Raw genomic sequence first — 26,258 nt, forward strand, 5'->3', positions numbered from 1 at the left:
CGTACCGGTCAAAGTCCCTTGACGGCATAAATTCCCGGGGCGTTGCGCCAGTAACCTTTGTAATCCATGCCGTAGCCAAACAGGAAACGGTCCTCAACTTCCAGGCCGGTAAAGTCTGCCTTCAGGTTTGGCTTTGCCTTGCGATCGTGTTGTTTGTCGACCAATACGGCCGTCAGAACCTCGCTGGCGCCATGGGCGAGGCAGTAATCTGCAATGGCGCAGAGTGTCGTACCCTCGTCAAGGATGTCGTCAACGATCAGTACCGTGCGGCCATTCATATTGGCTTCCGGCTGCAGTTTCCACTCCAGGATGCCACCGGTGGTTTCCTGGCGGTAGCGAGTGGCGTGAAGGTATTCCGCCTGCACGGGAAACGTCAGCCTTGGCAGTAGGTGGCCGGTGAGGATAAGGCCGCCATTCATCACACAGAACAACAGCGGGTTGGTGTCCTTGAGGCGCCCGGTGATCTCTTCTGCAAGAGACTGGATGGCAGCCTGTACCTGCTGTTCGCTCACCAGGCAGTCGGCTTCGGCCATTACCTGATTCAGTTCGGCGACGGTGTCGGTCATAGCACTGGGGTCCTATCGTAAAACGGCCGATTATACCGGAGGTGGCACGCTGAAGGGAGGGGCGTTTCCCGGTTCGCCTGATGGAAATTCTGGCGATTGGCAGAAAACCCGTTGAATAGCCGTCGGCGACGGCATTGGTCAATGCCGCAGCGGTGGGTATGATGGTTTCCCAGTGTGAATGGTGCCAACTCGGTGCATGAAAGACTTGCGCGCACAATTGTCTGACAATTATTATCGCGCCCCAACGAGTTTCGGAGGAATGACATGAAGAAGTGGCAGTGCGTTGTCTGTGGATTTATTTACGATGAGGCGGAAGGCTGGCCGGAAGACGGTATTGAGCCCGGAACCGCCTGGGAAGACGTACCGGAAGATTGGGAATGCCCGGACTGCGGCGTGGGTAAGGAAGACTTCGAGATGATTGAAATCGGCTGATACGCCGGTACCGCTGAACAGGTTTGGAGAGCAGTAATGAACGCAGACGCCCCTATCGTGATTGTGGGTACCGGATTGTCAGGCTATTCGCTGGCTAAGGAAATCCGTAAGCAGGACAAGGACATACCAATCGTCATGGTAACGGCGGACGATGGCTATAGTTACTCCAAGCCCATGCTTTCCACTGGCTTTACCAAGGGCAAAGAGGCCGATGAACTGGCGCAGGCGTCGGCGGAGGCAATGGTGGAGCAACTGAACCTTCAGCTGCGTACTTACACCACCGTGACCGGCATTGATCCGGATGCCCACGAACTTGTGCTGGGGGACGAACGGCTAGGATACAGCAAACTGGTGTTGGCCTGGGGTGCCGATGTGATTCGCCTGTCCATTGCCGGTGACGGCCATGAGCGTGTCTTTTCCATCAACGACCTGATGGATTACCGAGCCTTTCGCAAGGCTCTGAAAGGCAAAAAGCGGGTGGCCATCATGGGCGCGGGCTTGATCGGGTGTGAATTTGCCAACGACCTTCGTAACGGTGATGTCGACGTGGATGTGATTGCTCCCTCTGATGCCCTGATGCCGGGGTTGCTACCTCCGGCCGCTGCGGAAGCGGTACGTGATGGGCTGGAGGGGCTGGGGGTCCGTTTTCATCTGGAAACAGTGGTGGAGCATATTGCCAACAGCGGGAATGGCGTTCGTCTGACCCTGGCCAATGGCGAGGAGCTGGACTCTGACCTGGTCATTTCCGCGGTCGGGCTGCGACCACGCACAGAACTGGCCGCTGCGGCGGGCCTGGAGACGCAGCGTGGCATTGTGGTCAATCGCGCCCTGGAGACATCAGCGCCCGACATCTACGCGCTGGGGGATTGCGCCGAAGTTGACGGCCACGTGTTGCTGTATGTGCTGCCGCTGATGGCCTGCGCGCGCGCGTTAGCAAAGACGTTGGTGAGTGAGCCCACCGAAGTGAAGTACGGCACCATGCCGGTTATGGTCAAGACTCCCTGCTGTCCAACGGCGGTGTGTCCGCCACCGGTGAATGCGTCGGGCAACTGGGAAGTGAATGCAGACGGCCAGGATGTCCGCGCCCTGTTCAGGAGTGAGTCCGGCGAGGTTCTGGGTTTTGCGGTGACCGGCGGTTATGCGGTGGAGAAGCAGGCCCTGTCGAAGGAAGTGCCGCCGATTCATAGCTGATGGGCGAGATCAGGATTGCGAAAATCCCCAGCTTGCGGTAGAAATTCATTCGTGAGCTAACGATATTGACAGGAGCTGGCATGCTTGAAGTAACCAGAAAACTGGTGGATCTGCTGGATCTCTCCCCCATCGGTGATGACCATTTCCAGGGGGACAGTGAAGATCTCGGCTTTCCCAACGTGTTTGGCGGCCAGGTTCTGGGGCAGGCGCTGATGGCCGCCAGTCGCACGGTGGAAGGTCGCCTGCCACACTCGCTGCATGCCTACTTCCTGCGCCCTGGAAATCACAGTATGCCCATCGACTACGAGGTCCAGCGGGTTCGGGACGGTGGCAGTTTTTCCGTCAGACGCGTGATCGCACGTCAGGGTGGCAAGGAGATCCTGACCGGCTCCATGTCGTTTCAGGTGGCCGAGGACGGCTTCGAACATCAGCTCGACATGCCCTCGGCACCGGATCCGGAAGGACTTAAATCCGAGCAGGAGCGCGGCGAACTGCTGGCACCTCATGTGCCCGAACATCTCCGCGACACTCTGACCCGGGATCGACCCATCGAAATCCGGCCCGTAGACCCGGTCAATCCGTTGAAGCCTGAACCGCGTCCGCCCTACAAGCAGAGCTGGTTCCGTACTCAGGGGCACCTGCCGGATGACCCGGTGTTGCACTGTTGCCTGCTGACCTACGCGTCAGACTTCTCCTTCCTGGGCACGTCACTGAACCCCCATGGCGTGTCGTTTATGAACAAGAAGATGCAGATCGCAAGCCTGGATCATTCCATCTGGTTTCATCGTGAGTTCCGTATGGACGAGTGGTTGCTCTACGACAAGGACAGCCCCAGCGCATCTGGCGGGCGCGGCTTCAATCGCGGCAACTTTTTTGACCGCCAGGGCCGGCTGGTGGCGTCGACCACCCAGGAAGCCCTCATCCGTGAGCGAGGCTAGGTCAGCGGAGATAGTTAGCCAAGCTTGCGGCTTCTGCCATGATGTTTGTAGTCGCCCAGCCAGACGATGATGTCGTCGAACGACAGTGGTGGCGTCAGGATATAGCCCTGTATCATGTCGCAGCCCATCTTTTCCAGTAGTTCCATTGTCTCTGTACTCTCCACACCCTCGGCTACAACGGCGTAGCCCAGGCTGTGGCACATCTCGATCGTGGTCTGGACAATGACGCGGTCACCAGCCTGGGACGTAAGGTCGGTGACCAGCGAGTGGTCGATCTTGATTTCGCTGGCGGGCAACCGCTTGATATACGACAGCGATGAGTAGCCGGAACCGAAGTCATCAATGGACAGTGGGATACCGGTGGTGTGCAGGGAATTGAGGGCGCGTAGTGAGTTGACCGGGTCCTGCATCATTGATGTCTCGGTGACTTCCAGGATAATGGCCCCGCGATGAATGTGGTAGCTGCTCATCAGGCGCTGGACGTAGAGCGGGAAGTCTGGTTCCCGCAAATTGTTGGGGGAGATATTCACCGAGATATTGAGCGGGTAGCCCTTCTCCAGCAATCGCCCTCTCAGCTTCAGTGACTCTTCCAGTACCCAGCGTGTCAATGGCTTGATCAGCCCGGTTTGCTCGGCCAGGGCAATCAACTCGTCGGCGGGTATTGGCTTTTTCCTGTCGGGCCAGCGAATCAGTGCTTCGAGGCCGATCACCTCCCTGGTTCTCAGTGACAGTTTTGGCTGCAGGTACAGGGCCAGTTCACCGTGTTGAAGGGCATGTCGTAGTTCGGACACCAGAGTAAGGCGGTCAGCGCTGTAGGGGTCCCGCGAAGGCTGATAAGCGGCCAGCCCACGGTCTCGGGCGTCGTCCGAGCCCTGCGCAATAAAGGCGCGCCGGATCAGGGTGTTGGTGTCGGTGGCATGATCCGGATAGATCGCCGAACCAGTGTGAGGGGCCAGCGGTAACTGCATGCCCAGATAGTCCAGCGGTTCTCGGATCTCCTCAAGCGCACGGACAATGGCACGGGGTGTATTCGAGATAACATCTGCTTCCATGACAAATCCGAAGGTGGCCGACTCCAGTGACGCCAGGTAGAAGCTCTGTTGATCGGTAATCTCCACCGCACAGATACCGGGCAGTTCGCTGACGATGCTGTTAAAGCGCCGGGCGGCAAGCTCAAGCAGCCGGTCGGTATTGCGATGTCCAAGGGTTTTGGTGATGGCTGGAAGGTTGCTTAGGTGGATCACAGCAATGGAGAAGCGTTTGTCCGGCTCTCGATTGATCAGTTCGTTGATGGTCATTTCCAGGCAGGCGCGATTGGGCAATCCCGTTAACGGATTGTGCAGAGCTTGTTCGATCAGCCGCAGCTCTGCCGAACGCCTTGCCGCCATGGCGGTAATCTCTGCTTCGCGGGCACGAACCTTGTCTTCACGCTCCTGGTAGAGCCGGGCGGCCAGGGCAATGGTCAACAGGACGGCTTCGAGCGCGGAACCGATTTCGATGCCATAGGCCGTTACGAAGCTGTTGGGCACAAAACCGTACTTATTGGCGGCGGTGATGGCGCTGCCCAGGGTAAGCAGGCCCCAGGCAATGGTGTAGTAGCCAGCCTGGGGGTTGCCACGAATCCATTGCACGGGCCCCATGACGGTCAACAGCAGGCAACTGGGAATCGCCAGGGCAACCGTGAGCTTGCTGGCAATGCTGTAGTCGGTAATGAACGTCGTCACCGCCACCGCGATATTCACCAGCACCGTATACCATACAAGTTTGTCCATGCGCGGGCTGGTGGCGCGCAGGTTGAGGAAGGCGCGGGAGAATAACAGGGTGAATATCAATGCTATGGGCACGGTCAGCATCATTGCCTGGTTGTGCAGCCAGGGCGACTCTGGCCAGAGCAACTGATAGGTGCTGCCATTCAGGCTGCCAATAAACATCAGGTAGCTGAGGGTCGACAGCACGTACAACAGGTACATGCGCTCCCGCAGGGCCAGGAAGATGAACAGGTTGAAAACGATCACCATGATCAGGATGCCGTAATAGATCGCGTGCATCTGGTCTTCGATGGACGTGGCTTCAAAGTAGATTCGAGGGTCCCACAGCCTGACGGGGATCTGCATGGCGCCCTGAGTCCGAATCCGCAACAACACCTGGTAATCGTTTTGCGGATAGGTTTCGAAGGAAAACAGAAAGTTGCGGTGTTGAATCTGGCGCTGGGTAAAAGGTAAGCGATCGCCCGTTGATAGGCGTTGCCTGACGACACCATTCTCGATCAGGTAGAAGGTGATATCGTCGAGTTGCGGATAGCGTATCTCCAGTAGCTTGCGGTCACTGGATATGGCGGATATAGGAACGCGGAGCCACACGGTGTCGCGAATGTAGCCGAAGTTGGGGCTTTCGTCTTCCAGTGACTGCCACCGGTCGGAAGCAAGGGCTTCCCTGAGATCCATCTGTTCCGAAGGTGCCACCCGGATGTAGTCCATATCCGGTTCTGCAAAGCCGGGCGAAGCCGCGTTTGCCTGGGTTCCGAAAGCCATTATGACCAATGCGCCCGCCAGGGCGAACAACTGAGCAATATGGCGCACGTAGTACCGATCTTGTGGTGATTGTCTGGGCCAGTATGGCGTTAACTTCAGGGGTGCTCAAGACCGATATCGCCAGTTTCCGTGCGTACCTGTGTCAGGATTACAGTTGTTCAAGCCACTCCCGTACCCAGGGAATGGCTTCCATGTCCGGTTCGGTGGTTTCCAGGGCATCGATCCTTAGGGTGTCCCCCACTTTCCGGGCTGAAGTTTCGTATAAAGCCTCTTCCATCAGCTCAGCGGCGCCACAGAACGTGTCACCGTAGGAACTGTCACCAAGCACAATTACTCCAAACGGACGTGCCGGTTGTTGGGGCAGGTGCTCCCGCAATCTCAGATAGAACGGCAGCAGGTTGGGAGGGAGCTCTCCCTGGCCGGTGGTTGATGTACACACCAGCAGTGGTTCGTCGTTCCCGGTGATGTCCTCCAGGTCGGGTTCCTCAAGGATCGTGATCCGATGCCCTTCCGGTTCCAGGGTTTTCTTCAAGGTACGTGCCGTCAGCAGGGCGCCACCATAAACGCTGCCGACCAGAATCCGGATTGAAGCCATGAATGGTCCTGTTGATTCGTAACGACAACCGTCCCTTGACGGCTGTCTGCGTTGGGGCCCGATCATAGCCGGTGATGCGGTAACGCTCAAGATCCGGCTCCGGAAGGGCTGGTTTCCCTAGGGGAGGTTCGTACTCTGGGAGCAACGCGATTGCGCCCGTCTTCCTTGGCGCTGTATAGGTGGACGTCAGCCTGTTTCAGTAATTCATCCACTGAGCCGGTCTTGGCAATGGAGCAGATGCCGGCGCTGATGGTGACGGGCATGCGCTGGCCGGTAAAGGAGAACTCGGCACTGGCGACCTCGGAGCGTAGCCGTTCTGCGAGAGTGAGAGCCTGTAGCAGTGACGTGTCCGGCAACAGGATCAGGAACTCCTCTCCGCCCCAGCGTGCGGCCACATCCGTTTGGCGGATAACGGTTTGCATCAATTCCGAGAAGGCCCGCAGTACGTGGTCACCGGCGTCGTGTCCGTAGTCGTCGTTGATACGCTTGAAGAGATCCAGGTCGATGAGAACGATGGAGAAATGGTGGCCGGAACGCCGGTACCTTGAATACTCCTCGTTCAGCCGATGCTGCATGTCCCTGCGGTTGGACAGGCCCGTCAGTTCGTCAGTACGGGCTGCATGTTGGTGGGTACGGGCCATATCCATCAACTCATTGCGTGCCTTCAGGCGACTGGCTTCCAGCACGAAACAGAAGATGGATTCGAACGTCAGCGTGGCGAAAAAACGGATCTTGAAGTCTGTGCTGTATTCGGCGGTCACCAACGGTAGTTCAGGGAACTGGAAAACCACGACCGCCAGCAGGCAGCAGAATAACAATACCGCTGTGCCGGTTTTCAGATCGGTCAGGTAAAACAGCAGCGGCGGGAACACGTAGAACCAGAGTGGGCCGGTGTTGCTCTCGCCACCGGTGATGATCAGGTATCCGAACAGCAGGCCGACAATGGAGATCATGCCAGCCTTCTGATGGCGGCGGTTGCGGGAACGGGCAAAGGACAGCATGTTCATTGCCACCAGTCCCGCAAAGAACCAGAGCGAGAGGGCATGGTGGGTATGCGTTGCAAACCACGCCTTGGCGCCAATGCCCAGCAGGAAGAGGATGGCCATGGCTGACAGACCGGTCAGCAGGCGGGAGACGCGTTCCTCCTCGCCTTCGTCGGCTACTTGTTGGCTGGTATCGGGGAGTCTGGTCATGACACTTTTTGTTGTTGTCGATTTGTTGTTGGTGCTTTGTCCAGACTGCGTGAGCCGGGATAGTGAATCAGATTAGTCGAAGCGGGAAATCTGTACAGCGACTTTGGTCAAGCAATCACCATTATGACCGTTATGTTTCAATTTCATGGCAAAAAATTTATAGTTGCCGCCGTAAGTACTGTGAAACTGTAGCTTCCCGTATCCTCCCTGTTGCGAGACCTGACGTATTATGGCCGGCAAAAACGGATTCCTCGATACTCTCCTGACCAGCCCATCGACCGAGCGTTATCGCGTTGGCTTCAGCTTCCTGTTCCTGCTCTGCATATTTATAGCCGTGGGACAGATCAGCGACGGCATGCCCAACAACATGCTGCTGATGGCAGCTGCGGTCATCGGTGGCTACATGGCCATCAATATCGGCGCGAATGACGTCGCCAACAACGTCGGCCCGGCGGTGGGGTCCGGGGCGCTGTCGCTGGGTGGCGCGGTTCTGATCGCCGCCGTGTTTGAGGCCGGCGGTGCCATCATCGCCGGTGGTGACGTGGTTTCGACCATTAAAGGGGGCATTATTGCCGCTGAAAGGCTCGATGATGTCAGCGCCTTCGTGTGGCTGATGACAGCCGCACTTCTTGCCGGCGCCCTGTGGCTGAACCTGGCCACCTGGATGGGTGCTCCGGTGTCCACTACCCACTCCATTGTCGGGGGCGTTCTTGGGGCCGGAATTGCCGCCGGCGGCTGGGGCATTGCCGACTGGGCCGTCATGGCCAAAATTGTCGCCAGTTGGGTGATTTCCCCCGTAATGGGTGGCGTGCTGGCGGCGCTGTTCCTGTATGCCATCAAGAAGACCGTGCTGTATCGCAAGAACGTGGTGCCGGCGGCAAGAATCTTCGTGCCCTGGCTGGTGGCGATCATGGCCTGGGCCTTTGGCACCTATTTGATGGTGAAGGGGGTCAAGAAGGTCGTTGAAGTAGACTTCCTGGGGGCCTCTCTGGTTGGTCTGGGGCTCGCCGCAGTCATTTTCTTCCTGATGCGGGTTCTGGTCGGCCGCCGTGCCGCAACCATGGAAAACAGCTCTGCCGGAGTGAATACCCTGTTTACCTGGCCGCTTATATTTGCCGCGGCATTACTCAGTTTCGCCCATGGGGCGAACGATGTGGCCAATGCCATCGGCCCGCTGGCGGCCATTAACGATGCACTGTCGGCTGGTGCAGTGGTCACCGCAGCGTCCATTCCTTTGTGGGTAATGCTGGTTGGTGCCCTTGGTCTGGCCGTTGGTCTGATGCTGTTCGGCCCACGCCTGATCAAGACCGTGGGGACTGAGATCACTGAACTGGATAAAACCCGGGCGTTCTGTATCGCCCTGTCGGCGGCGCTTACCGTCATCATCGCCTCCCAGTTGGGGCTCCCGGTCAGTTCCACCCACATTGCCATCGGTGGTGTGTTTGGTGTTGGTTTCCTGAGGGAGTATCTGAAGTCAAACTACGCCACCCAGCTCCACAACATCATGGACAGCCATGAGGAAGAGGAGCGTGAGCGTCTGCGCCCGTTCCTGGAAGATTTCCGTAACGCCTCGGTTGAGCAGATGGAAAACCTGCTCCAACAGGCCAAGAAAAAGAAACAGGTACCGCTCTCCAAGAAGGAGCGCAAACGCCTTAAAAAGATCTACCGCGAGGAGATGGTCAAGCGTTCGCACCTGACTCGTATCGTTGCTGCCTGGATCATTACGGTGCCCGCGTCGGCCTGCATGGCGGCCGTTCTGTTCTTCACCCTGCGCGGGCTGATGCTGTAAGGGATTGTCGCGCTGGTTGTCAGGTGCCTGTTTGGCCCATACTATTCTTCAATACGGGAGGCGTTTGCCTCCCAATACGTTGCCACTCTGTCCGGGGATTGATTCATGAGTTCAGCAGAAGAAAGCCGTCAGGCGAAGGTCATTGACGAGCTCAGGGTATTTATCAAGAAGGTTCTCAGTGACCCCACAATTGCCGTTAAATCAGTGGAAATTGCCCGTAAATACCGCAATCAGCCCAACTCCAACGAACTTATAGCTCGGGAGATCAGCGCCAACACTACGATTCGTATTCCGGAGAGCTGGAGCCGGGCGGATCATATGTTTCTCGATATTCTGGACGAAGTTCTGGATGACGAGGAGGCGCTTTACTGATCTATTCTGGCCTGCATTGGTCGTAGCGCAGGTGAGCAGGGCGCGTCAGGCCTGACGCGCCCCTGGTTGGTGCTGCTTCAGTACGGCATCGGCCATCTGGTCCAGGATGGTGATCTCGTCCTGGATGCCCTCATCCGATGATAATTCCCTCTGTTCTTTCAATATGTCCGCAAGGATCTCTTTCGTGGTCAAGGGGTTGGCCAATACCACCCGGAATACGATGCAGGGGTGATGAAAGTAGCGCGCTGGTTCGAGCCGCGTCCGGGAGACAAAGGCTTTGCCACGTTCACGCTGAGTCTTCTGGATAAACTTGGTGATGCGGTTCAGGCAGGTGTTCAGACGTTCGGCCTGGAGTGAGTCCGCAATGGTCAGAGCCTGCTGCACTTTCTCCGGGCAGTAGCGGTAGGTCAGGATGTTGAGCTCTGGCTTGGTGATGAGCTCAAAGTCCGTTTCTGTGTTGATCATCTCCGCGAACGTGGCGGCCTTGTCGATACCCTGGTCGATGAGGATCTCGTAGCCTTCCCGCGCCAGGATTCTCAGCCCCGACTGGATCAGCATCGACATGCCCGGCCTTGAGCCTTCCAGGGTGGTGCTGCCCAGATCTCGCGAGCCCTTGCGGATAATATACTGCGCGTGGTGTTCAACGGCGCTTGCCAGTCCCGGGTCACGGAACACGACCAGGCCGGCCCCCATGGGGACGTAAAGCTGTTTGTGGGCATCGAAGGTGACCGAGTCGGCTTTCTCGATGCCTCTGAGCAGGTGCCGGTGTGAGCGGGAGAACAGGGTTGGCCCGCCCCAGGCAGCGTCCACGTGGAAGTGTGCGCTGAATTCCCGGGCGATGTCTGCCATGGCATCCAGAGGGTCTACGTTGCCGGTTTCAGTGGTGCCTGCAATGCCGCAAATGGCCATGACCCGGATTTTCTGGCGGTGCAGTTCCAGGCATTTTTCGCGCAGCGCATCGGTGTTGATCCGGTTGTCGTCATCGGTGTCAATCGGCACCAGGAAGTCCCGGCCGAGGCCGAGCACATCGGCGGCTTTGCGCAGCGAGTAGTGGCCACGGCGGGAAACCAGAATCGCGGCGCCTTCGCAGCCGTAATAACGTAACGCACGGAACAGTCCTTCCTGATGGATGCCCCGGAAACTTCCTTCGGCAGGAAAAGCGTTGTTGCGGGCTACCCAGAGTGCGGTCAGGTTCGCCACGGTGCCACCGGAGCACATGGCGCCGAGGGCGTAGCGGGGATCGTGCATCCACTTGCGGTAAAAGGCGCCGTCCTGTTCGTATACAAGGCGGTGGATCATGCCCAGTACCTGACGCTCCATGGGGGTGAAGGCCTTGGAGGTTTCGGTTTTAACCAGATTCTGGTTGAGGGCGATCATGATCTTGGACAGCGGCAGCATGAAGTAGGGAAGTGCCGATGTCATGTGACCGATAAAGCTCGGTGACGCCGTATGTACAGAGTTGGCGACCAGTTTGTCGAGCAGAAACTGGGCTTGCTCTGAGACGAAGATGGGCTTTTCAGGGATGGCGTAGTCCGAGAAGTCTTTCTCAACTTCGGATAGATCCCGTTCAACCGCAACGATGTGCTCCTGGAGGAAGCCGGCAAGGTTGCTGGATATGTTCTGGTCAATCCGGCTTAGTGTGGATTCAGGTGCCTCTGGCACGGTGAATACACGGTACATGGCCTCTACTGAAGCCTGGGCGGATTTTTTCTTTCCGGTCATAGGTGCCACACACGTTCAGTGGTCATTCGCAAAGCCTGTCCCGGGCGTTCCGTTCTCCCTGAGGGGGCGTAGTATACGGTGTCGTGAAACCATACGCTACAGCATGGGCCTGCATGGCGGGAGGGTCAAAGGATCTCTCGGTGTACATCCAGTATGGCCGCGTCGATGCGTTCCTGTATGGCTTTTTCGATCTGGTCCAGGCGTTGGGATATCTGTTGCGATGAGCCGCCGAGGGCGGCAATGGTCCAGGTGGCGCAGTCGAGGGCGTCCTGGTCGGCGGTTTCGGCGACGGCCAGGTCGGGTTCTTTGCCCCAGACGGCTTTCAGGGCGGTGAAGACCTTGCGTTTGGCTTTCAAGTCTTCGCAGCCGTAGAGTTGGAAGTGCAGGGTCAGGATGCCCACGTGGGGCGTGATCACTGGTTGCTGGGGGTTGTTTTGGTTCAGGAGCTTTTTCAGGGCTTCGGACATGGTTGCTTCCGGCTTTGGTGCTGGAACCGGTGAGAAAGGACTCTCCAAAACACGCTCCTTCGGCCCATCCTTGGGGCGCTTGGGCTCCGCCATCCATGGCTCCGCACAGTTTTGGAGAGTCCTTCCCCACCGGTTCGCCAACTATTCAGGTGGAGTCCCTTAAGTCTACCACCACGACAGACTGATGAAGGTCCAAATTAGCCTACTACAGGCGTCGCCCGTTTGATAATAGCCGCCGGGTCGGTGCCGGAGGGCAGGTTGCCGTAGTTCAGGCCGCCGTTGTGTTCCAGGCGGGAGGCGCAGAAGGCGTCGGCGACCGCAGGGTCGGAGTTTCTCAGCAGCAGTGACGACTGCATCAACAGGGCCAGGCGATCCACCAGGTTGCGGGCGCGGTATTCGAAGTCGCTGATGTCGGCGAAGTCGTTCTGCAACTGGGCCAGGAAGCGGTCGAAGCGGGCGTCGGCGCCGCGGGCTTCGGCGGCTTCGCTGAAGAAGGCGTCGAGGGTGTCTGGTTCTTTCTGCAGTGCGCGCAGGGTGTCCAGGCACTGGACGTTGCCGCTGCCTTCCCAGATGGCGTTGACCGGGGATTCCCGCAGCAGTCGGGGCATGATGCAGTCTTCCATCACGCCGCTGCCGCCGATGCATTCCATGGCTTCGTAGGCGTGGTTGGGGGTGCGTTTGCAGATCCAGTACTTGCCAACCGGTGTTGCCAGTCGTGCCAGCAGGCGCTCGTGCTCCAGATGTTGGCTGTCCAGGGATTTTGCGATTCGCATGGTGTAGGCCAGGGCGGCTTCGCTTTCCAGTGCAAGATCGGCGAGGACGTTCTGCATCAGCGGCTGTTCGCTGAGTCGCCCACCGAAGGCGCTGCGGTGGCGGCAATGGTGGGACGCCTGGGCCAGTGCCTGGCGCATGCCGGCGGAGCTGCCGATCATGCAGTCGAAGCGGGTCATGGCGACCATTTCAATGATCGTCGGTACACCTCTGCCTTCCTCGCCCACCATCCACGCCAGGGCGCCGCGCAGTTCGGCTTCGCTGGAGGCGTTGGCGACGTTGCCCATCTTGTTCTTCAGGCGCTGGATCTGCCAGGGGTTCTTGCTGCCGTCCGGCCGCCAGCGTGGCATCAGGAAGCAGGACAGGCCGCTTCTGGTCTGGGCAAGCACCAGGAAGGCGTCGCACATGGGGGCAGATACAAACCATTTGTGGCCGACCAGTTCATAGGCCTGCCCCGGGCCTTCTGCACCGATGGCGTAAGCACGAGTCGTGTTGGCCCGGACGTCGCTGCCACCCTGTTTTTCCGTCATTGCCATGCCGATGGTGACGGATTGTTTTTCGCTGTCCGGCAGGTTTCGGGGGTCGTAGTTATTGGCGAGGATTTTGTTTTCCCAGGCCGCGGCCAGTTCCGGTTGTTTGCGGATTGATGGAACGGCGGCAAAGGTCATGGTAATGGGGCAGCAGTGGGCGGCCTCAATTTGGGAGTGCATGTAGTACTTGGCCGTTCTCGCGACATGGGCACCTGCGCCGGGATTGGTCCACGGGCTGCTGTGGAGGCCGTTTTCCATCGCTGTGGACATCAGTTGGTGGTAGGCGGGGTGGAAGTCCACCTGATCCGTGCGATGGCCAAAGCGATCATGGGTATTGAACGCCGGTTTGTTCTCGTTGGCATGGAAGCCGAGCGCGATGGTGTCCGCCGCGCCGGCGAAAGCACCAAACTGCTTAAGGTCGCTGGTCGCTGCTGCGGCGCCCTCCCGGGCGACCGCCTCCTGCAGGGCCTTGTCCTGTTCGAAGAGGTTGTAATCCTCCAGAGCAGGTGGCTGATTGAAGACCTCGTGGGTAACCGCCAGGTAGCGGTCGTCACTGGAGGGAGTTGCGGTTTCCTGCTGCAGGGGCTGGCGGGCCTTCATGTTTATCTCCTGGTGCCAGTCAACCCCTGCATGCAAAAGCAAATGATGGAGTTAACCAGCGGATCGTGGTCGTTGGTCTCTGCCTGCTCCGTGGTGTCAGCCTGTGCCGGGGACAGAGGCCCCACAAGGCTTTCGGCAATGGCGCCTACAAGGCAGGTACTGCTTTGCCTGGCATCCTGATCCGGGAGGCAACCCTCTTTGATGCCGTCCCGGATGGCCTGCTCGAAAAGTTGAGCGTAGGCGCGGCGGAACTTCAGGCGTTCTTCCTCAACTTTCGGGTCTACCGGCTCCGCGATCAGCGACCAGGCCATCACCGGACCTCTCAGGGCTCTCTCCGCAAACTGGCGAAGGGCCACTTCCAGACGGGAAGCGGCATTGTCTTCGGCGGTCAGTGCCTCAGCGACTTTGTCGACTTCCCGTTGTGTCGCAATCCTGAAGATCTCTGCAAACAGATCTTCCTTGGACTCAAAGTGTCGGTAGATGGTTCCCGTAGCAACGCCGGCACACGCTGCGATGCGCGTTATCTGGGCGCTGCGGAAGCCGCCGTCGGCAACGCATCTGTATGTGCATTCGATAATGCGCTTACGGGCCTCAGCCTTGCGATTGCGCATCTTTTCCGTTTCCCGATAGGCCATGCGGGTTCCTTATAAGTAGTGAATCATTATTCATTCTTTGTGTCAATCAATAGAACAGTATAGCTTGGTTCATATTATTCTTTAAAAACAATATTGTGGAGTTGTTTACAAAAAAGTTACAAAAAAATCGTTGTCAGGAAATAGCGCTGCAACTGAAAGCGGATTATAAAGACGCCAAGGCAGGTAGTAAGACGCATCCGCCGAGATGGGGCGGCCGTGCCATAACAGGCTTGGCGCGCTCGTTGTACTGTTTTCGTTGATGGAGAAAATCATGAGTGAATTCGACGAAAGCAATCTGGAGCAATCCGGTAGCTGGACACATGACAGCGACGATACACATTCCATTGCCGGCCGTGCGCGAATCCGCGCTCAGCTTCAGCAGGATATTGAATCGTTTCTGAGCCAGGGCGGCAGAATTCAGGAAGTGGATACAGCATTCCGTTCGGACCCCTCCCGCAAGGTGGATGTCGGTTTCAATAATCGCTCCCTCTGAATTCATGAAGCCGCAGCCTCTGAGGCTGCGGCCTGTTTGCGTTCGTGGCTTACGGTTGTTTTGACGCCGGTCTCACCGCTGTATCCCATATTCCTCTATGCTGCGTTCTGCAGGATAGCGTGTTCCGTGCACCATGACCGTTACTTACCCCACATTCGACCCGTAGACAGGCCGCGTTCATGAGAGGATTCCTTCGTTTTGCAACCACGGCGCTCGTCGTTATGGCGCTGATCGCGGCGGGCATGGTCATTTTCTTTGGTGATACCCCGACCCCCTCCCAGGAAACGGTTGATGCAACCACCGATACAGATAGCAGCGTTGTGCCCATAGCGGATTCGGAGTCCGGGCGTGGGACGCCTTCAAAACTGGTGGGCGAAACCACGGTAGCGGTGCCGGATACCTTGCCTGCGTCGCTGGCGGGAACCAGCGTGCCTGGCGGCTGGGTCGAAACCGACGCTAATGGCTCCCTGGTCCCCACGCCGCAGTTGCGCCAGTTGTTTGAATATTACCTGGCGGCGCTGGGCGAGGAGACGTTACCCCAACTGGTTGCCCGAATAGAGCAGGCGTTGGCCAGACTTGAAGAACCAGCTCGATCGGAAGCCCTGGACACCCTGGGGGATTATCTGGACTACAAGTTGGCTCTGGGTGACCTGGAGGCAGCTTACGGCGCTGCCTCCACAACGAATGCAGAGGACATGCAACGGCGAATGGCGGAAATACGTGCCCTGCGACGCACCTGGATGGATGCGCAAACCGCTGACGCCTTTTTTGCAACGGACGAGGCTGTTGATAGGTTCCAGGTCGAGCAACTGCGTATCCGAACGGACTCGTCGCTGTCGGATGGCGAGCGGGAGCAGGCGCTGGCAAATGCTGAGGAGGCGTTACCGGAACCGCTACGCCAGGCTCGCCGGGAAACCCGAAAATTCACCGACTACCAGCGTGCGCAGTCGGAATTTGCGGATGATCCCGCCGCCCTGCGCGCCTGGAGGGAGGAACGCTTTGGTGCCGAGGCCGCCCGTGAACTGGAGAAAGTGGAAGCCGAACAACAGGTATGGGAGGCCAAGTGGCAAGCCTACAGCCAGGATCTGGCGGAGCTTGACGACATGGGGCTTGCGGGTCCGGAGCGCAAAGCCGCCATTGACGCGCTCAGGGACGATTATTTCGAAGGTGCTGAAAAGCTGCGTGCCGAGGCCCTTGATTCCATCCGGTAACAGTCCTTTCATCTGAACGTAGTAGCCTGATGGTGTGGCTCGGCTGTAAGCCCTGCCACCGCCGCTTATGGGCGTGTATGATGGGGCGGTAGCCCCATTTTCCACAGGAGGTATTCCGTGAGCTTTTCGGCCAATCGCATGTTCCCAGCCACTCGTCTGCGTCGTAACCGGGTTGACGGTTTTTCCCGGCGCCTGGTACGGGAGAATCAGCTCAGTGCCGACAACCTGATTTTTCCGGTGTTCGTACTGGAAGGCGAAGGCCAGCGGGAGGCCGTGCCTTCCATGCCTGGCGTCGAGCGCCTGAGCGTTGATCTTCTGGTGGAACAGGCGGCCGAACTGGTGGCTCTGGGGATTCCGGCGGTGGCGCTGTTTCCCGTGGTGCCTGCGGAGTACAAGAACCTGTCCGGATCTGGCGCGTGGGATTCCGATGGCCTGGCCCAGCGTGCGGTGCGTGCGCTGAAGGACGCCTACCCGGAGTTGGGTGTTATTACCGATGTGGCACTGGACCCATTCACCACCCATGGCCAGGACGGCATCATCGACAACGATGGCTATGTGCTGAACGACGTGACCGTGGAGGCGCTGGTCAATCAGGCGTTGTCCCATGCCGACGCGGGTGCGGATATTGTGGCGCCGTCCGACATGATGGACGGCCGAGTCGCCGCCATCCGCGAGGCCCTGGAGTCCGCTGGCTATGTGAACACCCGTATTCTGGCCTATTCTGCCAAGTATGCCTCCAGTTATTACGGGCCGTTCCGTGATGCGGTCGGCTCAGCGGGCAACCTGGGCAAAGGCAACAAAGCCACCTATCAGATGGACCCGGCCAACAGCGATGAGGCGCTTCAGGAAGTGGTGATGGACATCGCCGAGGGTGCCGACATGGTGATGATCAAACCCGGCATGCCGTATCTGGATATCGTTCACCGGGTAAAACAGGAACTGCAGGTGCCAACGTTCGTCTATCAGGTCAGTGGCGAGTATGCCATGCACATGGCCGCTGCGGAGAACGGATGGCTGGATGGCGACGCCGTGATGATGGAGAGCCTGATGGCCATGCGCCGTGCCGGTGCAGACGCCATCCTTACCTATTTCGCCGTCAGGGCTGCACGGCTGATGCGTGATAAACGCACCTGACAGGTTACAGTCAACAGCAGGGTGCCTTATGGTCTCTGATAAATGGAAGCAGTAAGCAATGACTACTGAATCTGCAAACAAGCTAAAGGCTGTCGATGTTCCGGACGTGCCGGCGCCTGTGGACGCATCATCCCCCGGCGTGGATGTTAATGTGGCCGCCCAGGAAAACTATTTCAATCGCGAACTGAGCCAGCTTCAGTTCAACTACCGGGTGCTCAAGCAGGCCCTGGATACCACGCATCCGTTGATTAACCGGCTGATGTTCTGCTGCATTTTTAGCAGCAACATGGACGAGTTCTTCGAGATCCGGGTGGCGGGCCTACGCCAGCAGATCAAGTATGGTCGTGAAACCTTGGGCTCCGACGGCATGATGCCGGAGCAGGTGTTGGGCGAAATCAGCCGGGTGGCCCATGAGTACATCCGGGAACAGTACGACATCCTGAATAACGTGCTGATCCCCGAGATGGAGCAGGAGAACATTCACTTCGTCCGGCGTCGTGAATGGACCGAGGCTCAGGCCGACTGGGTGCGCCGTTACTTCGAAGAGGAAATCCTGCCGGTGGTCAGCCCCATCGGGCTGGACCCCTCGCACCCGTTCCCGCGTCTGGTCAATAAAAGCCTGAATTTCATTGTTGAACTGGACGGCAAGGATGCCTTCGGTCGTGAAACCGGGATGGCCATTGTGCCTGCGCCACGTTCGCTGCCGCGCCTGGTGAGACTGCCCGATGACGTCTGCAACGGGGGCGACAATCTGGTGTTCCTGTCCTCCATGATCCACGCCCACACCGATGAGCTCTTCCCCGGCATGGAAGTGAAAGGCTGCTATCAGTTCCGCCTGACCCGTAACGCGGACCTTGAACTGGAGGACGATCTTGAAGATCTGGCCTCCGCCCTGCGCGGCGAATTGCTGAGCCGGCGCTTCGGCGACGGCGTGCGGCTGGAAGTGGCGGACAACTGCCCGGAAGAACTGGTGCATTTTCTGCTGCGCGAGTTTGGACTGACGGCTCGTGACCTTTATCAGGTTCACGGCCCGGTCAACCTGACACGTTTGATGGCCGTCGGTGGGCTGGTGGATCGCCAGGACCTCACCTATTCCGGCTTTTCGCCGTCGATTCCAAGGCAGATCCGTGCCAAGGAATCCATGTTCGATGCCATCCGCAAGCGCCCGCTGCTGTTGCTGCATCCCTATGAAAACTTCAGTCCCGTGACCGACCTGTTGCGGCAGGCTGCAAAAGACCCACAGGTCCTGGCTATCCGCCAGACCCTGTATCGCACCGGTGCCGACTCGGAAATCGTCGAAGCGCTGATGGACGCCGCCCGGCGTGGCAAGGAGGTGACTGCGATCATCGAATTGCGAGCCCGGTTCAGCGAGGCGGAAAACCTGGAGCTGGCCAGCCGGCTGCAGGAAGCGGGTGTGATCGTGGTTTACGGTGTGGTGGGTTACAAGACCCACGCCAAGATGATCCTGATCGTGCGCCGTGAGGAAGGAAAACTGCGGCGTTACGTACACCTGGGTACCGGGAACTACCATGCCGGTAACGCCCGCCTGTACACTGACTACAGCTACATGACCAGCGACGAATCCATCGGTGACGACGTCAACAAGCTGTTCCAGCAGCTGACGGGGATGGGCAAGGCCTTGAAGATCAAGAAGCTGTTTCACTCACCCTTCACACTCCATTCCCGTCTCCTGGGCCTGGTGGACCGTGAAGCGGAACTGGGGCCCAAAGGCCGGATTATTTTCAAGTTTAACGCCCTCACAGAGCGCGAGTTGATCAAGGCGCTGTATCGCGCGTCCCAGGCTGGCGTGAAAATCGATCTGATCATCCGCGGCATATGCTGCCTGAGGCCGGAAGTGCCGGGGCTGTCGGACAACATCCGGGTACGCTCCATCATTGGCCGTTTCCTGGAGCACACCCGAGTTTACTATTTCGGCAACAACGGCCGGCCGGAAGTCTATGGGTCCAGCGCAGACGGCATGGAGCGGAACCTGCTGAGCCGCGTGGAAACGGCCTTTCCGATTGAGGATCCGGCGTTGATTGCCCGTGTCCGCGAAGACCTGGACACCTATCTGGCGGACAATTGCCAGTCCTGGGTCTTGCAGCCAGACGGCAGTTACATTCAGAATCAGGCAGCCGAGGGCGAGGATCGCCTCGCGTCCCAACTGGTCCTGCTTGAACGCCTGACCGGGAAATAACGATAACCCGCATACGCCTGCCCCAGTGCAGGCGATGTGGGCGCTGTAATGGAGTAAAGGCAGTTGAAAAAACAATGGATGGTTGCCGGTGCAGCCGTACTGGCTGTTGGTGTAGCTGCGCCCTGGGCCGTTGGTTATGTAACCGAACAGCAGTGGCAGAGTGTCACGGCGAACGTCAATCAGGCGCAGCCCCTGTTCAAGCTGCAAACCCGCGATTATGACCGGGGCTACATGGGAGCCGAGTTCGCCGGCACCATCACGATCCAGGATCCGGACACCGGCGACGAGCACTCATTCGACTATCAGGCACGGGTAAGCCATGGGGTTACCGGCAGCCTGATTGATTTTACCCCGCCTCCTGAGCTTGACGCTGAAGTTGAGAAGATCTTCCCTGACGAAAAGCCCCGGCTGACCCTGGAGACCCGCCTGTGGGGAACGGCGATCGCCGAGCTTTCCGTGCCGGCTGTGAGTGTGATCGACGAGGAAACCGGCGAGTCCTTTGATATGTCGGAAAGCTTTAGCCGGGCAGAAATCAGTGGCAATGGGTCACAGGCCGATATCCTTATGCTCTGGCCAGGCGCCGTGATTCGGGGGCCAGACCTGCGCATCAGTATCGAGGATTTTCGCCTTGAACAGACCATGGAACACCTGGCAGGCGACGTCTGGCTGGGTGACGGGGACATGTCGCTGGCGCGGCTTGAAGTGGCGGCCCGGGGCGAGCCGACCCTTCGCTTTGACGACTTTTCGATGAGTGGTGAGACTACTACCGACGATGACGGGAAGAGCATTGATTCCGAGGCTGTCGTTACTTTGGAAAAGGTAACGGCGGACGACGAGAGCTTCGGCCCTCACCGTATGGAAATGGTGTTAAGCGGCCTGGACGTGCAAAGCTGGAGTGACCTGACAACCGCCATGACGGACATGCAGGCGGCTGCTCTCAACACTGCAGGCGGCGACTCGAGTGCCATGATGCAGCAGCAGATGGAATCCATGAATCGGATCAATCAGGCCATGCTGGGGCTTGCGGCCAACGGTTTTTCATTCGGGTTTCCGGAGCTGTCCTTTGCCACGCCTTATGGCCCGGTCAATGGCGAGATCATGGTGCAGCACCCGTCGCTGTCTGACGACGAGAAAGACCAGATGATGATGGTGATGCAGCGGCTGACCGGCAACCTGGATGTCAGCATGCCGCTGGCCCTGGTGGAGCAGCATCCGGAGTTGGGGATGCAGGTGGCGCCTTTGATCAAGCAGGGCATGGTGGTGCAGGAGGGTGACCGCCTGCGAATCCAGGGCACACTGGAAGATCTGGCCCTGGATATCAATGGCAACGTGATTCCGCTGCCACCGATATTCTGATCCTTTGTTCTGTGCTGCCCGGTATGGGCAACGCTTTCCCGTTTGTCAGTCCTTGATGAATTTCTGTTTGAGCGCGGCTTCCACGGCCGGGTCGACAAATTCGGAGACGTCACCGCCCAGTGAGGCGATTTCGCGGATCAGGGTGGAGGAGATGTACGACAGGTGGTTGGAGGGTGTCAGGAACACGCTTTCCACTTCCGGCGCCAGGCGGCGGTTCATGTCGGCTAGCTGGAATTCGTACTCGAAGTCGGAGACGGCTCGCAGTCCGCGGATAATCACGGTGGCGTTCTGTTCCCGGACGAAATCGGCGAGCAGATTGCTGAAGCCGGTGACGCTGACGTTGGGCAGGTGGGCGGTGGCTTTTTCCACCAGTTCGCAGCGTTCTTCCAATGTCAGTAGCGGGGACTTCTTGGGGTTGTAGGCGATAGCGACGACGACTTCGTCGAAGAGTCGGCCCGCGCGCTCGATGAGGTCGGTATGGCCGTTGGTGATCGGGTCAAACGTACCCGGGTAGATGACTTTTGGCATTCGGAGCTCCTTTTCACCGGAAGCGCACAGGATAGCAGCCTTCTTCTCGAACCAAAATGTTGCACTTTTGCGCTGGTTACGACTTCGGACTGCGTACCTGCCTAGGAAGACCTCAAATTTCTTGCGGGGCTCCTTTCTTTAACTCCTGAGTTTTTGAGCCAGTCTGGTGCTATTCCTTGCAGCCAGTGCATAAACCGACAATTGCGGATTCGCGCCAATGCTTGTTGGGAAGATCGAGGCGTCGTGGACGCTGAGGTTGGCCACGTGGTGGTGTTCGCCGAAGCCGTTGACCACGGATTCTTCCGGGTTGCGGCCCATGCCGCAGCCGCCCATCTGGTGGGCGGTGAACAGGCGGACGCGGTGGGGTTCCATGGCGAGGTTGTCGATGCCGGCTTTGGCGTCGGCCCAAGAGGTGTACCAGGGGGAATCCAGGTGAATGATGCGGACTTTCTGGGCGCCGGCGGCGAACTGAATTTCGGCCATTTTGTAGAAGGCGTCTTTCAGGCCCTTCCAGAGGTAGTCGCTGACGGGGTAGTCCAGGATCGGGCTGCCGTCGTCGCGGAGGCTGACGGTGCCGCCGGTACTGTCGGGGTGGAAGCCGTCTCTCAGCAGGGCGATGACGGAGTTCAGCCGGGGTAGTTTCGACAGGTCGCGGATCTGTTGTTCGCCGTGGCCGGGAACCACGCCGGCGGACATGGCCGGGTGCAGGGGCGGTACTTCCAGTTTGAAGCCGGCGGGTCCGTCGACGCCCTGTGAGAAGTTGAATTCGTCGGAATAGATCGACTGAGGGGCACCGTAGTAAGGATCGACGGTGTCAGGCATTTCCGCGATGGTGGCGTTGACCGGGTGCAGGAAGGTGCGCTTGCCAATACGGTCGTGCGGGTCGGGAATATCTGAACGCAGCAGCAGGCCAGGTGAGCCGATGGCGCTGGCGGCTACCACGAAATGCCGGGCTCGCAGTTCAATGGTGAAGCCAGACGGGGTGACACCGTCCGCCGCCATGGCCGAGGCCTGGAGGTGGCTGATTCTGTCCTGCTCCATCACCAGTTTGTCGGCCCGCAGACCGTGGAACAGTCGGGCGTTGTTGTCGAGGGCGACAGGAATAGTGGTGGTCAGAGCCCCCTGTTTGGCGTTCGTGGGGCAGCCCACGCCGCAGTAACCCAGATTCCAGCAGCCTTTGACGTTGCGTGGGATCACCTCCCAGGACCAGCCCAGGGCCTCGCAACCCTGGCGCAGGATGTCGTTGTTCACATTGGGCTCGGCCAGCCAGGGCTCAATGTTATGTCGTTGCTCGCGGCCGTCGAACCAGGGCTTCATGGCTGCCGGGGTCAGGTCGTCGAGCCCGAAACGGCTGGCCCAGTGATTCAGCGTCGGTGCCGGCGTGCGGAAGCTTGAGGTCCAGTTCACCGTAGTGGAGCCGCCCACACACCGGCCCTGCAGAATGGATATCGCGCCGTCTTTGGTGACCCGGCTCATGCCCTCCTGGTAAAGGGAGGCATAGGCGTCCAATTCGTTCATCTTGAAATCTTTCTGGTGATACAACCGGCCTTCCTCTACCAGAATCACCGACAGCCCGGCTTTCGCCAGAATCTCCGCCGTGGTGCCGCCCCCCGCGCCGGTGCCGATGATCACCACATCGGCTTCGTGGGTCTGGTTCTGTGTCAGGGTGGCACCGTCGGTGACCTTCCAGCCAGCCTCAAGCCCACGGGCAATACGATCCGTTAACGACATAATAATGCTCCGGTTGGCTCAGGCGTTGTCTTTGAACTGGGGCAGGGCGTCCACGGCCCAGGCGGGTGGTCCGGGGTAGCCGGAGAGGTGCCAGTGGTCTTCGTGGCCATAGAAAGCCACGTTACTGACTTTGGTCAGGGCGATGTAGCCGTTGTTGAACAGCCCAACACCACTGGTGCGCCAGCGCTCAAGGAAGGCATCCACGGACTGCGTGCTGGCGTTCTCCCAACTCGACCAGACCCGCGCCACCGTCACCCGTGTCAGCCCGAAGTTCAGCAGGTCAAACAGACCCCTCAACTCCTTCTGGTTGGCTGGTCCGAACTGGTGAATCCCGGCATCAATGCGCTCAATCGTCGCCTGAATCTGCTGGCGGCGAACCACGGGCTCCTCAGTCAGCCCAGGGCCCACCATGGCTGGCAGAAGCGCCTGGAACAGCACAATGTCATCGCGGGTCAGGAACTGGAACTCGTAGCTCTGGTCCATCGCCCCCGGCATCGGATAGTCCCGCCCGGCGGGCGCGGTTGCACAGCCGGACAGGCCAGCGGTCACACTCACCGTACCAAGGAACATGGCGCCACCAAGCCCGGTCCGCAGAAAACTCCGACGGTCCATGGTGGTATCGGGAAGGTCCGTTTGCACGGATCGAGAAAGGCTTTCAGGCATAACGACTCTCTTGTTCTTATTGTCTTTTGTTGGCCGGCGACCAGCACCCAAGTCACCGAATAAACAACTTATATATCATCTTGTGAGCCGTCGTTCCGTGCGGCGCATACACAAACTTGCCACTGTTGAACTTCTGCTTACTGAAAATTGCCCGTTGATGAGAGAACGTCAGGAAACCTTCCTTGCCGTGGTAATGCCCCATCCCCGAATCACCGATACCACCAAACGGCAGGTCATCCTGGGCAACGTGCATCAGTGCATCGTTGATGCACATGCCACCGGAATGGGTTTGGTTGACCACATGCTCCTGCATCGACTTGTCGTAACCGAAGAAATACAGCGCCAGCGGGCGAGGACGGTCATTAATGTAATGGATCGCCTCATCCAGGTTGCCATAGCTGATGATCGGCAGAATCGGCCCGAAAATCTCATCCTGCATGATTTTCATATCCGGCGTGGTCTTCAGCGCCAGCGTAATCGGCATCTTGCGGGTGCCATCCTTCAGGTTCTCACTGGCCGGATTGATCTCAATCAACTCCGCACCTTTCTCCCGTGCATCCTCAAGATAACTCTGCAGACGCTCGTATTGGCGCTCATTGATAATCGCCGTGTAATCCTCGTTATCCCGCAGGCTCGGATACATCGCCGCAAATTGATGGCGATACTCATCCACAAACGCCTGCACACGGTCCGCCGGGCACAACACATAATCCGGTGCCACACAGGTCTGACCCGCATTCAGCGCCTTGCCGAAAGCGATACGCTGGGCGGCGTCTTCCATCGGAACATCCGGCGATACGACGGCAGGCGACTTGCCGCCGAGTTCCAGCGTCACCGGCGTGAGATTTTCCGCGGCTGCCCGCATCACCAGCTTGCCCACTGACGTGGAGCCGGTGAACAGAAGGTGGTCGAAGGGCCGGCTGGAAAAGTCTGCGGCGACATCCGCCTCACCGTTAATCACACAGACCAGGTCCTCCGGAAACGCAGATTCGACAATCTCCTTGAATAAAGCAGAGGTGTGCGGCGTGAACTCAGACATCTTGATCATCGTACGGTTACCCGCAGCCAGTGAGGCCACCAACGGCCCAACGGCCAGATACAGCGGGTAGTTCCAGGGCACGATGACGCCCACAACACCCTTGGGCTGGTAATGAACACGGTTGCTGGCGGGCTGGAACAACACGGACACATGCCGCTTGGAGGGCTTCATCCAGCCTTCCAGGTTTTTCAGGGTGTAATTGATGCCTTGAATGGACGGCATCACTTCTGCAATCAGCGACTCGTCCTTCGAACGACAGCTGAAGTCCCGGTCTATCGCGTCCAGTAAGCGATCCTGGTTGGACAGCAGTACGCGCTTGAGGCGCTTCAGGTTCTCCTGACGCTCGGTCAGTGACGGCATCGGGTTGTTGCGAAACGCCTTCTTCTGGTCCTCGAACACACGATGCGTGTGCTGGATGTGCTTCTTGCTTTCAGTCAGCTGGACAACGGTGACTACCATATCGCTCTCTCCTCGCGGCTCCGGGCCATGCCGGATCACCGCCCTTATTGTTCGTGGAACCGGCGACAGTTCCGGAATGCGTTGGTGAAAAAGTATTCAGTTTGCGCTTGGGGCTATTATTAGAGTATATACTCTAGGTAGTCAAGCTGGCCCTAATGGCTGATCGGGCCATCCACGGATCGCAGCGCCGAAGCACAGACGCCCACATAACAACATGCATTGCTGAGCCTATGAAAACCCGAGACAAGATTCTTCTTTCGAGCCTTGATCTGTTCAACGAAAGGGGAGAGCGCAACGTAACCACCAACCACATCGCCGCTCACCTGGCGATATCGCCGGGCAACCTGTATTACCATTTCCGTAACAAGTCCGACATCATTTACGAGATCTTTCTCGAGTATGAAAAGCTGGTGGATTTTTACCTGGATATCCCGGAGAACCGGCCCATTACCCTGGACGACCTGACCTTCTATCTCGAATCGGTGTTCGATGGCCTTTGGAGCTACCGGTTTTTTCACCGCGACCTGGAATACCTGCTCGACAGTGACCAACGCCTGCGCCAGGACTACCGCGAGTTCACCAACCGCTGTCTGACGGCGATCAGCCGGATATTCGAGAAATTGGCGGAGGCAGGGATTATCGAGCCTCAGCCCGAAGAGCTGCGTTCCGCGATGTCCCTGAACGTATGGTTGGTCATTACCAACTGGATGGCTTTCCTGAAAACTGCCCATGCCTCTGAGGCCTCTGCTAGCCTGACTCTGACCGAGCTGAAGCAGGGCATCTATCAAGTGCTGACCCTGGAGATTCCCTATCTGACGGCGGATTACCGGGAGCAGGTGATGACCTTGCGGGAGAAGTATCGTCCGCGTTTGCCGGATTCGGTCGACGCACCGGTTTCAGGGCAGGGCGAACCCATCCGGAATCATTGAGGAACTTTTGATCAATTGGCGTGTCAATAATTACGACATCGGGGATTCGGACATTCTCGGTGTCTCCTGAGTGAGTTCTCAGGTTTTAGCACGTCGCAAACCCTGACGTTTCACCGGCCTGTCTTCTGGCAGGTCGGCTTTTTATGCCACCCCCCTCCAAACCGACCTTCCATTGCATCCTTGTCA

The 26,258-nt window shown here is 58.4% G+C and carries 23 protein-coding genes; 11 read left to right on the forward strand and 12 right to left on the reverse strand.

Annotated features, from left to right (window positions below):
* Positions 1–8 precede the first annotated feature (8 nt).
* Positions 9–566: a hypoxanthine-guanine phosphoribosyltransferase gene (locus R1T46_RS05975; RefSeq protein ID WP_036210787.1), complete on the reverse strand. Its 558-nt coding sequence runs from the start codon at positions 564–566 to the stop codon at positions 9–11.
* A 264-nt stretch (positions 567–830) separates the two neighbouring features.
* On the opposite strand from R1T46_RS05975, the gene R1T46_RS05980 reads away from it, so the two are divergent.
* From R1T46_RS05980 to tesB, 3 genes are all read left to right on the forward strand, one after another.
* Positions 831–998, forward strand: a complete 168-nt coding sequence (locus tag R1T46_RS05980; protein WP_007154989.1) for a rubredoxin — start codon at positions 831–833, stop codon at positions 996–998.
* Between the two features lie 36 nt (positions 999–1,034).
* Positions 1,035–2,189, forward strand: a complete 1,155-nt coding sequence (locus R1T46_RS05985) for an NAD(P)/FAD-dependent oxidoreductase (protein ID WP_317307662.1) — start codon at positions 1,035–1,037, stop codon at positions 2,187–2,189.
* Positions 2,190–2,269: 80 nt separating this feature from the next.
* The gene (gene tesB / locus R1T46_RS05990; protein WP_317307663.1) at positions 2,270–3,127 is read left to right on the forward strand and encodes an acyl-CoA thioesterase II; all 858 of its coding nucleotides are present in this window, start codon (positions 2,270–2,272) and stop codon (positions 3,125–3,127) included.
* Positions 3,128–3,141: 14 nt separating this feature from the next.
* Here the strand turns inward: tesB and R1T46_RS05995 are convergent, their stop codons facing one another.
* The 3 genes from R1T46_RS05995 to R1T46_RS06005 all read right to left on the reverse strand — a co-directional run bounded on the left by R1T46_RS05995 (position 3,142) and on the right by R1T46_RS06005 (position 7,446).
* Positions 3,142–5,706, reverse strand: coding sequence for an EAL domain-containing protein (locus R1T46_RS05995; RefSeq protein WP_317307664.1), 2,565 nt, complete (start codon positions 5,704–5,706; stop codon positions 3,142–3,144).
* A gap of 100 nt (positions 5,707–5,806) precedes the next feature.
* On the reverse strand, positions 5,807–6,253 hold the full coding sequence (locus R1T46_RS06000; protein ID WP_317307665.1) for a flavodoxin: 447 nt from the start codon (positions 6,251–6,253) through the stop codon (positions 5,807–5,809).
* Positions 6,254–6,339: 86 nt separating this feature from the next.
* Positions 6,340–7,446 carry a GGDEF domain-containing protein gene (locus R1T46_RS06005; RefSeq protein WP_317307666.1) on the reverse strand — a complete coding sequence of 369 codons (1,107 nt, stop codon included), beginning with the start codon at positions 7,444–7,446 and terminating at the stop codon, positions 6,340–6,342.
* A gap of 229 nt (positions 7,447–7,675) precedes the next feature.
* Between R1T46_RS06005 and R1T46_RS06010 the strand changes: the two genes are divergently transcribed.
* Together R1T46_RS06010 and R1T46_RS06015 are read left to right on the forward strand one after the other, a co-directional pair.
* Positions 7,676–9,235 (forward strand): inorganic phosphate transporter, encoded by a 1,560-nt coding sequence (locus tag R1T46_RS06010; RefSeq protein WP_075194201.1) that lies wholly within the window; start codon positions 7,676–7,678, stop codon positions 9,233–9,235.
* A gap of 105 nt (positions 9,236–9,340) precedes the next feature.
* Complete coding sequence (locus tag R1T46_RS06015; protein WP_292049573.1) at positions 9,341–9,607, forward strand: hypothetical protein; 267 nt, start codon at positions 9,341–9,343, stop codon at positions 9,605–9,607.
* 45 nt (positions 9,608–9,652) lie between these two features.
* Here R1T46_RS06015 and panP read toward each other — a convergent pair whose 3' ends face one another.
* The 4 genes from panP to R1T46_RS06035 all read right to left on the reverse strand — a co-directional run bounded on the left by panP (position 9,653) and on the right by R1T46_RS06035 (position 14,332).
* Entirely contained in the window at positions 9,653–11,329 is a 1,677-nt protein-coding gene (gene panP, locus R1T46_RS06020; RefSeq protein WP_317307667.1) for a pyridoxal-dependent aspartate 1-decarboxylase PanP, read from the reverse strand.
* A 125-nt stretch (positions 11,330–11,454) separates the two neighbouring features.
* The gene (locus tag R1T46_RS06025) at positions 11,455–11,889 is read right to left on the reverse strand and encodes a DUF503 domain-containing protein (protein WP_317307668.1); all 435 of its coding nucleotides are present in this window, start codon (positions 11,887–11,889) and stop codon (positions 11,455–11,457) included.
* Between the two features lie 104 nt (positions 11,890–11,993).
* The gene (locus R1T46_RS06030) at positions 11,994–13,697 is read right to left on the reverse strand and encodes an acyl-CoA dehydrogenase family protein (RefSeq protein WP_126811378.1); all 1,704 of its coding nucleotides are present in this window, start codon (positions 13,695–13,697) and stop codon (positions 11,994–11,996) included.
* Between the two features lie 2 nt (positions 13,698–13,699).
* A complete protein-coding gene (locus tag R1T46_RS06035) occupies positions 13,700–14,332 on the reverse strand; it encodes a TetR/AcrR family transcriptional regulator (protein ID WP_317307669.1) in 633 nt (210 codons plus the stop codon).
* Between the two features lie 271 nt (positions 14,333–14,603).
* Between R1T46_RS06035 and R1T46_RS06040 the strand changes: the two genes are divergently transcribed.
* The 5 genes from R1T46_RS06040 to R1T46_RS06060 all read left to right on the forward strand — a co-directional run bounded on the left by R1T46_RS06040 (position 14,604) and on the right by R1T46_RS06060 (position 20,723).
* Positions 14,604–14,825, forward strand: coding sequence for a hypothetical protein (locus tag R1T46_RS06040; RefSeq protein WP_075194203.1), 222 nt, complete (start codon positions 14,604–14,606; stop codon positions 14,823–14,825).
* Between the two features lie 179 nt (positions 14,826–15,004).
* Entirely contained in the window at positions 15,005–16,036 is a 1,032-nt protein-coding gene (locus R1T46_RS06045) for a lipase secretion chaperone (RefSeq protein ID WP_317307670.1), read from the forward strand.
* A gap of 138 nt (positions 16,037–16,174) precedes the next feature.
* Positions 16,175–17,170, forward strand: a complete 996-nt coding sequence (hemB, locus tag R1T46_RS06050) for a porphobilinogen synthase (RefSeq protein ID WP_317308269.1) — start codon at positions 16,175–16,177, stop codon at positions 17,168–17,170.
* A 58-nt stretch (positions 17,171–17,228) separates the two neighbouring features.
* Positions 17,229–19,367 (forward strand): polyphosphate kinase 1, encoded by a 2,139-nt coding sequence (gene ppk1 / locus R1T46_RS06055; protein ID WP_317307671.1) that lies wholly within the window; start codon positions 17,229–17,231, stop codon positions 19,365–19,367.
* Between the two features lie 63 nt (positions 19,368–19,430).
* Positions 19,431–20,723, forward strand: a complete 1,293-nt coding sequence (locus tag R1T46_RS06060) for a DUF945 family protein (RefSeq protein WP_317307672.1) — start codon at positions 19,431–19,433, stop codon at positions 20,721–20,723.
* 45 nt (positions 20,724–20,768) lie between these two features.
* On the opposite strand, the gene coaD is transcribed toward R1T46_RS06060, so the two are convergent.
* From coaD to R1T46_RS06080, 4 genes are all read right to left on the reverse strand, one after another.
* Positions 20,769–21,251, reverse strand: coding sequence for a pantetheine-phosphate adenylyltransferase (gene coaD, locus R1T46_RS06065; protein WP_091642508.1), 483 nt, complete (start codon positions 21,249–21,251; stop codon positions 20,769–20,771).
* A 138-nt stretch (positions 21,252–21,389) separates the two neighbouring features.
* Positions 21,390–22,982: a GMC family oxidoreductase gene (locus tag R1T46_RS06070; protein WP_317307673.1), complete on the reverse strand. Its 1,593-nt coding sequence runs from the start codon at positions 22,980–22,982 to the stop codon at positions 21,390–21,392.
* A gap of 18 nt (positions 22,983–23,000) precedes the next feature.
* Positions 23,001–23,645, reverse strand: coding sequence for a hypothetical protein (locus R1T46_RS06075; RefSeq protein ID WP_317307674.1), 645 nt, complete (start codon positions 23,643–23,645; stop codon positions 23,001–23,003).
* 52 nt (positions 23,646–23,697) lie between these two features.
* Positions 23,698–25,143 carry a coniferyl aldehyde dehydrogenase gene (locus R1T46_RS06080; protein ID WP_317307675.1) on the reverse strand — a complete coding sequence of 482 codons (1,446 nt, stop codon included), beginning with the start codon at positions 25,141–25,143 and terminating at the stop codon, positions 23,698–23,700.
* Between the two features lie 230 nt (positions 25,144–25,373).
* On the opposite strand from R1T46_RS06080, the gene R1T46_RS06085 reads away from it, so the two are divergent.
* Complete coding sequence (locus tag R1T46_RS06085) at positions 25,374–26,072, forward strand: TetR/AcrR family transcriptional regulator (RefSeq protein ID WP_317307676.1); 699 nt, start codon at positions 25,374–25,376, stop codon at positions 26,070–26,072.
* Positions 26,073–26,258 lie beyond the last annotated feature (186 nt).

It is taken from the genome of Marinobacter salarius (assembly GCF_032922745.1).
Classification (GTDB): Bacteria; Pseudomonadota; Gammaproteobacteria; order Pseudomonadales; family Oleiphilaceae; genus Marinobacter.